The 12,366-nt window shown below is 35.2% G+C and carries 12 protein-coding genes and 1 pseudogene; 9 read left to right on the top strand and 4 right to left on the bottom strand.

What is annotated here, in order from left to right:
• The 7 genes and pseudogenes from ABIQ27_RS00590 to ABIQ27_RS00560 all read left to right on the top strand — a co-directional run.
• A pseudogene (locus ABIQ27_RS00590) lies at positions 1-221 on the top strand (biopolymer transporter ExbD); the annotation flags it as partial.
• Positions 222-250: 29 nt separating this feature from the next.
• Positions 251-1,036 carry an energy transducer TonB gene (locus ABIQ27_RS00585; protein ID WP_348031058.1) on the top strand — a complete coding sequence of 262 codons (786 nt, stop codon included), beginning with the start codon at positions 251-253 and terminating at the stop codon, positions 1,034-1,036.
• A gap of 236 nt (positions 1,037-1,272) precedes the next feature.
• Complete coding sequence (locus tag ABIQ27_RS00580; RefSeq protein WP_348031057.1) at positions 1,273-2,193, top strand: substrate-binding domain-containing protein; 921 nt, start codon at positions 1,273-1,275, stop codon at positions 2,191-2,193.
• A gap of 10 nt (positions 2,194-2,203) precedes the next feature.
• Entirely contained in the window at positions 2,204-3,865 is a 1,662-nt protein-coding gene (locus ABIQ27_RS00575) for a tetratricopeptide repeat protein (RefSeq protein WP_348031055.1), read from the top strand.
• Positions 3,866-3,968: 103 nt separating this feature from the next.
• Positions 3,969-4,601 (top strand): 7-carboxy-7-deazaguanine synthase QueE, encoded by a 633-nt coding sequence (locus ABIQ27_RS00570; protein ID WP_348031054.1) that lies wholly within the window; start codon positions 3,969-3,971, stop codon positions 4,599-4,601.
• A 9-nt stretch (positions 4,602-4,610) separates the two neighbouring features.
• A complete protein-coding gene (locus ABIQ27_RS00565) occupies positions 4,611-4,991 on the top strand; it encodes an energy transducer TonB (protein WP_348031052.1) in 381 nt (126 codons plus the stop codon).
• A 64-nt stretch (positions 4,992-5,055) separates the two neighbouring features.
• Positions 5,056-6,213 (top strand): aminotransferase class V-fold PLP-dependent enzyme, encoded by a 1,158-nt coding sequence (locus ABIQ27_RS00560; protein WP_348031050.1) that lies wholly within the window; start codon positions 5,056-5,058, stop codon positions 6,211-6,213.
• Between the two features lie 140 nt (positions 6,214-6,353).
• Here the strand turns inward: ABIQ27_RS00560 and ABIQ27_RS00555 are convergent, their stop codons facing one another.
• Positions 6,354-6,899: a YfiT family bacillithiol transferase gene (locus ABIQ27_RS00555; RefSeq protein ID WP_348031048.1), complete on the bottom strand. Its 546-nt coding sequence runs from the start codon at positions 6,897-6,899 to the stop codon at positions 6,354-6,356.
• Positions 6,900-6,901: 2 nt separating this feature from the next.
• The gene (locus tag ABIQ27_RS00550; RefSeq protein ID WP_348031046.1) at positions 6,902-7,603 is read right to left on the bottom strand and encodes a class I SAM-dependent methyltransferase; all 702 of its coding nucleotides are present in this window, start codon (positions 7,601-7,603) and stop codon (positions 6,902-6,904) included.
• Between the two features lie 75 nt (positions 7,604-7,678).
• Here ABIQ27_RS00550 and ABIQ27_RS00545 point away from each other — a divergent pair, with 75 nt between their 5' ends.
• Positions 7,679-8,176: a YkgJ family cysteine cluster protein gene (locus ABIQ27_RS00545; protein WP_348031044.1), complete on the top strand. Its 498-nt coding sequence runs from the start codon at positions 7,679-7,681 to the stop codon at positions 8,174-8,176.
• Here the strand turns inward: ABIQ27_RS00545 and ABIQ27_RS00540 are convergent.
• Entirely contained in the window at positions 8,173-9,375 is a 1,203-nt protein-coding gene (locus tag ABIQ27_RS00540; protein ID WP_348031042.1) for a DUF418 domain-containing protein, read from the bottom strand. The two genes, ABIQ27_RS00545 and ABIQ27_RS00540, sit on opposite strands and share 4 nt — an antisense overlap.
• Positions 9,376-9,429: 54 nt before the next feature.
• A complete protein-coding gene (locus tag ABIQ27_RS00535; RefSeq protein WP_348031040.1) occupies positions 9,430-10,680 on the bottom strand; it encodes a DUF1343 domain-containing protein in 1,251 nt (416 codons plus the stop codon).
• 4 nt (positions 10,681-10,684) lie between these two features.
• On the opposite strand from ABIQ27_RS00535, the gene ABIQ27_RS00530 reads away from it, so the two are divergent.
• Complete coding sequence (locus ABIQ27_RS00530; protein ID WP_348031060.1) at positions 10,685-11,917, top strand: FtsX-like permease family protein; 1,233 nt, start codon at positions 10,685-10,687, stop codon at positions 11,915-11,917.
• Positions 11,918-12,366 lie beyond the last annotated feature (449 nt).

Here is a 12,366-nt window from a genome sequence, read left to right as displayed (position 1 = left end):
TTTTAAAGAGAGTAGTTTCTGTTAATGAATATTGTAAAACGAAGCCTAATTATAAAGAAGGCGATGGGTTAATTGTAATTATTAAACCTAGTAAGAAATCAACGTATAGAAATCTGGTAGATATTTTAGATGAAATGGCAATTTGTAAAGTTCCGACTTATGCAATTGTAAATGAAATCACGCCAGAAGAGATGAAATTAGTTGACGAGATGAACAAATAATCCAGTGTTAATCAAAAATATACTAAAAAATGAAATTAGACTTATTTAACAGACAGTGGATAGACATCGTTTTTGAAGGACGTAACAAAGCCTATGGTGCTTATGAATTACGTAAAGAAAATTCAAAAACGACGTTTCGTGCTCTTCTTATTGGAGCGTTAGTTTTTGGGCTTGCAGTAAGCGCACCGCTTATTATTAGCTTAATCCCGGACATGTCAAACAATGACGAAGCTCTGGATCAAAAAATTGTAACGATAAAGTTACCTCCAAAAGAACAACCGAAAGACCTTCCGCCACCACCTCCGCCACCTCCAAAGGTTGATCAGGTGAAATTTGTGAAGCCAGTTGTGGCTAAAACAGAAGAGATTGTAGAAGAACCGCCAAAAGTAGAAGAAATCAAAGATAAAAAGCTGGGTGCAGAAACAATTAAAGGTGATGAAAATGCACCGTTAACTGTTGAGCCGGTCGGAACAGGACCAAGCGTAGTTGAAGAAGATAATAATATCTACAACACCGCAGGTATCGAAGTAAAACCAGATTTTCCTGGAGGATTGGATAAATTCTACAAATTTGTTGGTAAGAATTTCCAGGTTCCGGAAGAAGAAGGATTAAAAGGAAAAGTATTTGTAACCTTTGTTGTTGAAAAAGACGGTTCGCTTACAGATATTAAAGTACTTAGAGATATCGGTTACGGAACAGGAAAAGAAGCTATCAGAGTTTTAAAATCCTGTCCAAGATGGAATCCTGGTGAGCAAAATGGTAAAAAGGTAAGGGTATTATATTCTTTGCCGATATCAATACAATCAGCAGAATAAATGATTTCAAAATTCATCGAAAACTTTCAGAAGAAATCGCTTAAAGAGCGGTTTCTTCTCGTTATAGGCATTTTGTTTTTTTTGATTTATTTAACATTCGGCCTAATAATCATATTTTGGAAGTCACTACCTTTAACATTAGAATATAAATACAGAATTGTTTTTGGAATATTACTGATTGTATATTCTTTTTTACGATTTTTGCGTTTCTTTAATAAAGAAGAATAAATATAGAAATGAATAAAATAACTAAGACGCTTGTTGGCTTTGTTTTACTAGCCTTGCTTTTCGTTTTTTCCTGTCAGGAGAAAAATAACAAAGCCAAGGATACAATATTAGAAGGAAAAGCTACAGTATATATTGATGAATCAATACTGCCAATTGTTGAAGATGAGACTGCCGTATTTGAAACCGAATATAATGCCAAATTGCATTTGATTTCAAAATCTGAAAATGAAGTGATTAATGATTTGCTTAATGATACTGCAAAAATCGCGATTTTAACAAGGACACTTTCGTCTAAAGAATTAAAAGCTTTTGAGAACAAAAAAATAACACCAAGAATTACACCTTTTGCAACCGATGCTGTTGCTTTTATCAGAAACAAAGTAACCAACGACACTTTGATTGCTTTACAGGACGTTATTGATTTTGTTCACGGAAAAGCTGTTCCAACCATTAAAGGATTGGTTTTTGACAATCCCAACTCAAGTACAGCAAGATATATTTCCAAAATTTCAGGTCTGCCTGTTAATGGTCAGAAAAATGTTTTTTCATTCAAAACTAATGAAGAAGTTTTAAAATATGTTGCAAAAAATGATGGTATGGTTGGAGTCATAGGAATGAATTGGATTTTCCAGCCTTCGTTAGATTTACAGGAAATTGTAAATAGCGTAAATGTTTTAGCAGTCAAAGGAACTGACAAGTCAGAATACATTTTCCCGTCACAGGATAATCTGGCGCAAGGGAAATACCCTTTGGCACGTGATTTGTATATCGTCAATTGTCAGGGTTATTCCGGATTAGGAATGGGATTTGGTTCCTTCCTTACAGGAGAAAGAGGACAACGCATAATTTTAAAATCGGGTTTAGTGCCTAAGCGTTTTCCAAGCAGAAAAATCGTGATAAGAAACACAATTACTAAAAATAAAAATTAATTTAATTAAGATGAACAAGTTTAAAATTTTCAGCCTAGCGTTAGTAGCAACAACCATTGCGAAAGCACAAGAATTAGAGCCAGCGAAGAAAGCTATTGATGCTGAACAATTTGAAAAAGCAAAATCGTTGTTGAAATCAGTTATACAAGCAAAACCTACAAATGGTAAAGCAGCATTTCTTTTAGGTAACATCTACCTAAAACAAAATATTTCTGATTCTGCTTCAATCTATTTTAAAAAAGGATTAGCAGCAAGTGAAGGTGCCAGACTTAATAATATTGGTTTAGGACAATTGGATTTGGATGCTAATAACAGAGCAGCAGCACAAGCTAAATTTGATTTGGTAATCAAAGATTTGAAAAAGAAAGACACAGAAGAATATGTGTATATCGCTCGTGCATTTATGAATGCTGATAAACCAGATTATAAAAGTGCAATTGCTGTTTTGACAAAAGCAGCAGTAACCAATCCCAATGATGCTCAAATACAATTAGCATTAGGTGATGCTTACTACGGAGATAAAAACCAAAATGATTCTTATCTTGCTTATAGAAATGCATACCAGTTTGACAATACTTTGATTAGAGCTAAAATGCAATTGGGTGTTTTGTTAAAAGGAGCTAAAGCTTATACAGAAGCAGTAAAAGCATACAACGAAGTAATTGCTATCAACCCAAATTATGGTCCGGTATATCGAGAATTAGCAGAAACCTATTATTTGTGGGGAAACAATATTCCAAAAACGTATGATGAAAATATTCAAAAAGCATTGAGTTTTTATGAAAAATACTTGACTTTAACTGACTACTCAATTAATTCACGTATGCGTCATGCAGATTTTTTAATTCTGGCAAAAGATTACAAAGCTCTGGAGTTGGAAGCTAACAAGATGAAAGAGTTAGACGGTGTTAATCCAAGAATTCTACGTTATTTAGGGTATTCAGCTTATGAAAATGGAAATGTTGATGTGGCGTTAAAGTCATTACAAGATTATACAGCGAATGCTAATAATAAAATTATCCCTCGTGATTATTTGTATTTAGGTCAAGCCAAAATCAAAAAAGGCGCAAGTGCCGATGGAAAAATGATTGATCCTACACAGTTAGCATCTGGAATTGCAGATCTGAAAAAAGCGATTGAAATGGAACCATTAGCTGCTAATGAGTTAAATGAAATTGGAAAAAAATTATACGACCAAAAAGCATTCGCCGCTGCAGCAGTAGTGTTTGAACTTGCGGTTGCTAATCCAAATTCTAAAAATTACCTAATTGACAATTTCTACCTTGGTAATTCACTTTATTATGATAACACCAGAAAAGATATTGTAAAAGCGGATCCAATAGCTTTACAAAAAGCCGATGTTGCTTTTGGGAATGTAATTACTGCATCGCCAACAACACAGGATGCTTACCTTTTCAGAGCAAGAACCAATAGATTATTGGAAAATGACGAAATGATGGCTACTTACTACCAACAATATATTGACGTAGTAACAGCAAAAGGTGAAGAAGAAGTTACTAAAAACAAAGCTAAGTTTATTGAGTCTTACAACAATATAGCTTCAGCTTTGGCTAATACAGATAAAACAAAAGCAAAAGAGATGTTGAGTAAAACTTTAGCGCTTGACCCTGCAAACGCATATGCTCTTGAAGCAATGAAACTATTAAAATAAAAAAGAATAACTTTTTTTTAAAACCGTTCCGATAAAAAATCGGGACGGTTTTTTATTTAAAAGGATTTTCAATTAAGTATCTTTGCCGACTAGATTAAATAAAATGTTATCAAAAGAAACACAATTAGCCGTTGAAAAAGGAGAAATGCTTCCGCTTATGGAAGAATTTTATACTATTCAGGGCGAAGGATTTCATACAGGAACAGCTGCCTATTTTATTAGAATTGGAGGTTGCGATGTAGGTTGTCATTGGTGTGATGTGAAAGAAAGCTGGAATGCAGAATTGCATCCACCAACAGAAACGGATATTATTGTTGCCAACGCAAAGAAATATGCAGATACAGTTGTAGTAACAGGTGGTGAGCCATTGACTTGGGATATGACTTTGCTTACTCAAAAATTAAAAGACAAAAATCTAAAAGTGCATATTGAAACTTCAGGAGCTTATCCTGTAAGTGGAACTTGGGATTGGTTTTGTCTTTCGCCAAAGAAAAATAAATTGCCGGTAGCCGATGCGTATGCAATTGCCAACGAATTAAAAGTGATTGTTTACAATAAACACGATTTCATTTTTGCCGAAGAACAGGCTGCCAAAGTCAACAATAATGCTATTCTTTTCCTGCAACCCGAATGGAGTAAAAAAGAAGAAATGACGCCGCTAATTGTTGACTATGTAATGAACAATCCAAAGTGGAGAGTTTCACTGCAAACACATAAATATTTGAATATTCCTTAAAACTGTAATATGAAACTAATTAAATTTTTGCTGATTTTACTTTTGCCCATTGCCGGATTTTCACAAATGGGCGGAGAAGGTGAAGTTTATTTAAAAGGCGACAGGATTGAAGCTAAATTCAATGGCGGTGGAATTGATAAATTTCAAGAATATCTTAATGAAAATTTTGACTATTCTAAAGTTACCAAACTGGGAAAGTTAGAAGCAACATTTACCGTTGATGAACAAGGAAACGTAACAAAAATAAGAATAACTCAGATTTTAGATATTGAATCGGCGACTGAAATGATAAGAGTTTTGAAGAAATGCCCAAAATGGGAACCTGCCAGACGCGGTGGGAAACCAATAAGTATAGAGATAAAATATCCAATGGTTTTTCAAAAGAAATAAAATTAGAATCCTAAATCATTTTTGATTTAGGATTTTTTATTTTTACAAAAAAAAATTATTATTCATGAAATCACAATTCCTGTTAGATCAAAATATCACATTCTTAAATCACGGTTCATTTGGCGCGTGCCCAAAACCTGTTTTTGAAGAATTTCAACGATTTCAAAGAGAACTGGAATCTGATCCAGTTGATTTTATAACCAAAAAACAACCTAAGTATTTAAAAATTGCTCGCGAGAGTTTAGCCAAGTTTGTTGGTTGTGAGGCAGGAAATTTGTTTTTTACTTCCAATCCTACTTATGCTATAAATGTTATCATGCGAAGCATAAGACTAAATGAAGACGATGAAATTTTGGCAACCAATCACGAATATGGAGCAATGGACAGAACGTGGAATTTTTATTGCAAAAAATCAGGTGCCAGATACATTCGTCAAAACATAAGCTTACCAGTTGTGTCCAAAGAACAAATCCTAGAAGAATTTTGGAAAGGCTATAACCAAAACACCAAAGTAATTTTCCTAAACCAAATGTCGAGCGCCACCGCTTTGATTTTTCCGGTAAAAGAAATTTGCGACAGAGCCAAAGAACTTGGCTTGATTACCATTGTTGACGGAGCACATGTTCCGGCACATATCGATTTAAATATTTCTGAATTAAATCCCGATTATTATACCGGCACTTTGCACAAATGGATGCTGGCACCAAAAGGAAGTTCGTTTCTATACGTAAAACCCGAACTGCAAAATGCTTTAGAGCCTTTGGTAGTGAGTTGGGGTTATGAAAGTGTAGCGCCGGGAGAAAGTCAGTTTTTGGATTATCATGAATTGCAGGGAACACGGGATGTTTCGGCTTTTTTGTGTACACCAAAAGTGGTAGAATTTCTGGAACAAAATAATTGGAAAGCCGTTTCCAAATCATGCAAGCAAATTGTTTTCAATAACTACCAGCGTTTTTGTGATTTGCTAAATACAAAACCACTTAGTCCAATTACAGAAGAATTCTTAGGACAAATGGCGAGCGTTCCTGTCGATACAAAAAAACCAATCGAACTAAAAGAAGTATTGAATTCAAAATATAAAATCCAGGTTCCTGTGATGCCTTTGAATGATAAAATTTACATCCGGTTTTCAATCAATGGGTATAATTCTCAGGAAGATTTGGATATTTTGTACAAAGCTTTGGAAGAAATCATCAAAACCACCGATTTGATAGAAGTATAAAATCATAGCCCAGATTACTTCACTTTGTGTTTGTTTTTTAGCGGAGTTCAGTGAATGCTTCGCATTTGCAATGAAAATCCTTTTTGTCTTGTTTGCAAGGCAAAAAGATTGTAATGGAAAGCTGGAGATAGCTCCTAAAACTACTGCCAGTTTTCTCTTTTCTTAAGTTCTGTAATGTGTGCCAAATGATGATTGCAATGCCATTCGTATAAGCAAATCATTTCTTTGAGCGTGAATTCCTTGTTGTGTTCCGGGTGAATGTAAGTAGCTTCCAAATCGGTTTTTGATAAGCTTTTCATGATAAATGCTAAGCGATAATGCAAACCTTCCAGGAATTGCAGTGTAGGTTCTATTGGCATTGTTTTGTTGTCGATGCCTTCTGCCCACAGACTTTCGTAATAGAATTTTATCGTAGGATTGTTTTCGGTTAATGTCCATTTCAAACGGATAAAACAATTCATATGGCTATCGGCGCAATGATGCACAACCTGACGAATGGTCCAGCCTTGAGGACGATATGCAGTTTCGAGTTGCACTTGAGATAAACGGGCAACTTCAGCTTTTAATCTTTCGGGAAATGATGCTATGGTTTGTATGGCTTTCGCCAAAATTCCGGAAGTATAAATTTGTGGAGCTTCAAAGGTTCCAATTGGGTAACGCAGTTTTTCTAATTCAGTATTTTCCATAATTAAAGTGTGAGTTTGGCTAAATAATCAAAGTGTTTGCCTTCCATAATCAGTTCGCATTGCAAATCCTTAGCATGAGCAGCATTCTGCAACGTGTTATAATCCATGTAAAGCCATGGAAAAGTGTCTTCCGTTTGGTTTTTATAACTAACGGTAAAAGTCAGTTCGCCATAATAACCATCAGCCTGAATCAAATAACTTCCGTCTTCATCTTCATCAAACATATAAATGATATCCGAACTGTCAATCAGAATTTGTCCATCTGGATTTAAAAGCGATTTCAGTTTTTGTAGATATTTCGATGTCTCGGATAATGTCCCGAAAATTCCGGTGCCGTTCATTAACAGCAGAATCGTATCGAAAGTTTCATTTTCTAAATCCAAAATATTCTGAACCCGGGCATTTTTCAAATCACGTAATTCACACGCTTTAATAGCATTGGCAGAAATATCGATAGCCGTAACATCAAAACCTTTTTGCTGAAGATACAAAGCATGGCTTCCGGCACCGCAGCCAACATCGAGTACTTTGCCTTTCGCAAGTTGCAATGCTTTCTTTTCAAGCTTTGGCATTTCATTAAAACTTCTGAAAAGATACTCAACATTCATTTCATCGGCTTCCGAAATATTGGTTTCGGTAACTAAATCTTCGGGCGAATTGTTAGTTTGAAAATCAAGTATTGCTTTGCCGAAAAGGTCTTTCATTAGGTTTATTTGGTTATTCGGTTATTTGGTTATTGGTTTTGTGTAATTTTGCCATTCATTTATCAAATAACCAAATTGACAAATCCACAAATCCACATATTACAAAAGTTATCCAAAGATAAGCATATCGAAAACAAAAAGTATTTCGATAAGCTCAAAAAAAAGGCACCTAAAAATTTGGATTATGTGATGCAGGAACTGCACGAGGCCGAGTTTAAACGAACCAATTGCCTTAACTGTGCTAACTGTTGCAAAACGACTGGGCCATTATTTACTTCTGCAGATATTGAAAGGATTTCAAAGCATTTAAAGCAAAAGCCACAACAATTTATCGACCAATATCTTCGTGTTGATGAAGACAAGGATTATGTGTTGCAAAGTGTTCCGTGTACTTTTTTAGATAATGAAAATTACTGCATGATTTATGATGTTCGTCCAAAAGCCTGTCGCGAATTTCCGCATACCGACAGAAAGAAGTTTCAGCAAATTTCTGATTTGACTTTACAGAATGTCGCTATTTGCCCTGCCGCCTACAATATTGTAGAAGAAATGAAAAAGCGTTTGCCGCTTTAGGACTGTTTTCGTATTGGTATGAATTTACCATAAGTCAATTGCCGCCAAATCCATTCCAATGGACCAAATTCGAAATATTGAAGCCAGATTTTACTGAGTATGATTTGAATCGAATAAACTCCAATCGCAAAAATCGGAAAGAAAACAGATCCTGTTTTTCCGAAAAGTGCGAATCCAGTTCCATAGAAAAATAAATAGGCCGAACAGCTTTGCAGGATGTAATTGGTCAATGTCATTTTGCCAACATAACTAAAGACTTCGAGCTTTGTTTTGTTTTTAATATAGATTAAAACGATAGTACTTGCATATACAAATGCCATCGGGATTACACTTAAGGCATAAAGAGTAGCTTCTATTACTTTGGGAACATCTTCAGCAAAAACATTCAGATAGGCAAAAAGTAATGTTGTTGGAAATCCGATAATGAAAAGCCATTTTCGTAGCCGAATTAAAAAAGGTTTCTTTTCTTCTAAATTTTCATACCAACGATTGCGGCCAATCATCATGCCCAACAGGAATAAAGCAAAAACTTTTGGAAAACGATTTGATTCACATAAAAATCCCCAACGGTAATAAAATCCAGGAACTAATAGTTGACGCATTCCTGAATAGTCAGCTTTTTGTACAAGAGTAAAGAAATCAGCATCAGTTTTTATTCCGACTGCTTCATCCGCAATACCTGCTCTTTTGAAGAAAAACGATTCGGGATAAAACTTTTTGTCGCTGAGTTCTCTGGCAACATCTAAAAGAATTGGAGACAGAATTAGGAAGATAGAAAGTGTCACAATAATCTTATTAGACATTTTTGAAAACAATGGGAGCAATAAACCAAGCAGAGCGTATAATAACAGTATGTCGCCTTCCCAAATCAGTAATGCATGCGCCAATCCAATTCCAATTAAAATGACTAAGCGCTTATAAAAAGTTAGGATGCCTTTAGATTTAGTCATAAAAACGGCAAACCCAACTCCAAAAAGCAAAGAAAACAGAGAGTAAAATTTCCCGTCTATAAAGGCAAAATGAATAAAGTCATAATAGACATTACTTGCTGCAGTCGAAAGATTTGTCTTTTGTGTTGAAGACATAAAAACATAACCCGAAAAAACACCCATATTGGAAATAAAAACGCCAAAAAGAGCAATGCCTCTGAGGATGTCTAAAATTTTGGAGCGTGAAGTAGCTGCAATAGGATTATCCATATAAAATCATTTAGCGGAATAAATATACTAAATAATTCATTGGCAGTCAGTATGCTATTGGTAAATCAAATACTTTTTACGCATTTCCTTAAACTCATTTAATCCTTTTTCCCAGGATTTTCTAATTTCACTTTCAGAAGTTCCGGCTTCAATCTGTTGTTGCAGTTTTTTGGTTCCGGCTAATTTTGTAAAGAACGGAGTGAAGAATTTTGATTTATCACTTGTTTCATTATAAGCTTTGATCAGCCACTTTAATTCTAATCGATTCACTTTTTGAGCTTTGCTTAAATCTTCACCATAACAAAGCAAACCTTTATTCATTGGGTCTTTTGAGCCAAAATTAGAAACCGGTGTAAAGCTAAAACCTGTTTTTGGTAAAAATGGAGAGCCATAAATCTGAAACTGCTTTTCGGTGCCACGACCTGAACTTACATTCGTTCCTTCAAACAGGCACAAACTCGGATATAAGTTGATAGCCTTGTCATTAGGTAAATTTGGTGAAGGTTTCTCGGGTAAGCTATAAAACATCTCACGTTTATAATTCAAACACGGAATCACTGTCAGCTTACATTGAACGCCATTTTTAAGCCATTTTTCGCCATTAATCATTTTGCCATATTCTCCAATTGTCATTCCGTGTAATGTCGGAATGGGATGCATCCCAATAAAGCTGGTAAATTCCTTTTCGAGAATCGGTCCGTCAACAATGCCTCCGTTCGGATTTGGTCTGTCCAATATGATTAACGGAATATTATTTTCAGCGCAGGCTTCCATAATATAATGCAACGAAGAAATATAAGTGTAGAATCGCGCGCCAACATCCTGTAAATCGAAAACCAAAACATCAAGCCCGGCTAATTGCTCCGCTTTTGGTTTTTTATTATCACCATAAAGTGAAATAATCGATAATCCGGTTTTGGTATCTTTTCCATCAACTACATGTTCACCCGCATCAGCTGTGCCACGAAAGCCGTGTTCCGGAGCGAAGATTTTTGCGAGATTGATTTTTTGGTCTAATAGATAATCTACTAAATGAATAACATCAGCTCTTTTATTTACAACATCACTATTAAATGTATAGATGATTCCTGTCTGATTCGTAACAATCCCAACTTTCTTGTCTTTTAATAATGGCAAATACACCGAAGAGTTATTAGCGCCGGTTTTTATTTCTAAGATTGGATTTTCAGAATCAACTTCTGGTTTTGTTTCTTTTGCATCTTTTTGTTTAGCCGAACTCCCACAGGAAAGCATTAGCAAAACCGAGAATAAAACTGTATTTTTGAACACTAAATTTGAAATCATACCATTGAAATTTGAATATTTTATAGCGAAACGACTCATTACTGCTAAAGACCATAAAAGTAGTATTTCTGCGCCAATAATAAAAATTGCTATCACCGCCATCGCACTTGGAATGATTATGATGATTGTTTCCATCGCCACTGGAATCGGTTTGCAACAAAAAATACGCCAAAAAGTTTCGGCTTTTAACGGACATATAATCATCTCAGGTTATAACGATAACAATTCGGATGTTAGCACAACTCCGATTTCCATTAATCAAAGTTTTTATCCAAACTTCAAAAATGTTGACGGTATAACGCATGTTCAGGCTGTTGCCAGCAAAGCCGGAATTATCAGAACCGAATCAGCTTTCGAAGGAATCATTTTTAAAGGTGTTGGTAAAGATTATCAAACCGACAATTTAAGTGAATATCTAATCGAAGGCAGATTGCCCAACTTCAAAACCAATCTCAACGAGGAAGTGTTGATTTCTCAATATTTGTGTAACAGATTGGGATTAAAGTTCGGCGACAAATTTGTGACTTACTTCATGAAAGAAAACAGTGAAGGCTACAACCTGCGTAATTTCAAAATAGTCGGAATCTACAATTCAGGTTTTCAGGAATTTGATGCCAACTATGTAATTGGCGATATTCGGCACGTACAACGTATCAACAAATGGAACTCTGATCAAATAGGTTCTTTCGAAGTTTTTGTTGACGATTTCACTCAAATAGAAAGTAAAGGGCAACAAGTCTATCAGGAAACATCATCAACGCTCGATTCACAGACTATTGTTGAGAAATTCTACTACATCTTCGAATGGCTAAAGCTATTTGACTTTAATATCATTGTCATTCTAATTGTGATGATAGCCGTTTCTACTATTAATATGGTTGTGGCGCTTTTGGTGCTAATCCTCGAAAGAACTCAAATGATTGGAATTCTAAAATCGCTCGGAGCAAACAATTGGTCTGTCCGTAAAGTGTTTCTGTACAATGCCGCATATTTAATTGCTCGCGGATTGTTTTGGGGGAATTTAATAGGAATAGGGCTGTTGTTAATTCAAAAACAGTTTGGCATTATCAAACTCAACCCCGAAAGTTATTATGTAAACGTAGCTCCGGTCGACATCAACCTTTTCTATATACTATTACTAAACATAGGAACTATAGCAATTTGCTTGTTGGTTTTACTTATTCCGTCCTATATCATTACCAAAATTACACCGTCCAAATCCATTCGTTTCGAGTAGTAGGAGCTATTTCCCGCTATCCGCGCTACACGGTAGCTAGCTGCTATCGGGGCTAAAAAGTTATAGTATTGTTAAAGTTTGTTTTCAAAAGCCATGTTTCCAGCGTCTTAAAAAAAATCACAAAAAACACTAAATTTTATTTGGATTGGGAGCGATTTAGTTTTTATATTTGCACCCCGCAAGAGGGAGTTCATTGATTTTTGGGAAATAAGTTTGGGATAAAATAAAATTTAAAATTATTTTACAAAAAGCTTGTTAGATAGAAAAAGATGATTACTTTTGCACCCGCTTTGAGAATGAAAGCGTATAAAATTAGAAGAACAACGTTCATAGACATATTGAATTGACAGCCGTCTCGTCGACAAGACGAGACAACAAAAAGAGAGTAAGAGAATCGAGAAGATTTGAAAAAAGACTAGCCTTTGTCTAAATTACGATGCAGATCGCGA

It is taken from the genome of Flavobacterium sp. (genome assembly GCF_039916025.1).
Classification (GTDB): domain Bacteria; phylum Bacteroidota; class Bacteroidia; order Flavobacteriales; family Flavobacteriaceae; genus Flavobacterium.
This window is presented reverse-complemented; position numbering and strand designations above follow the sequence as displayed.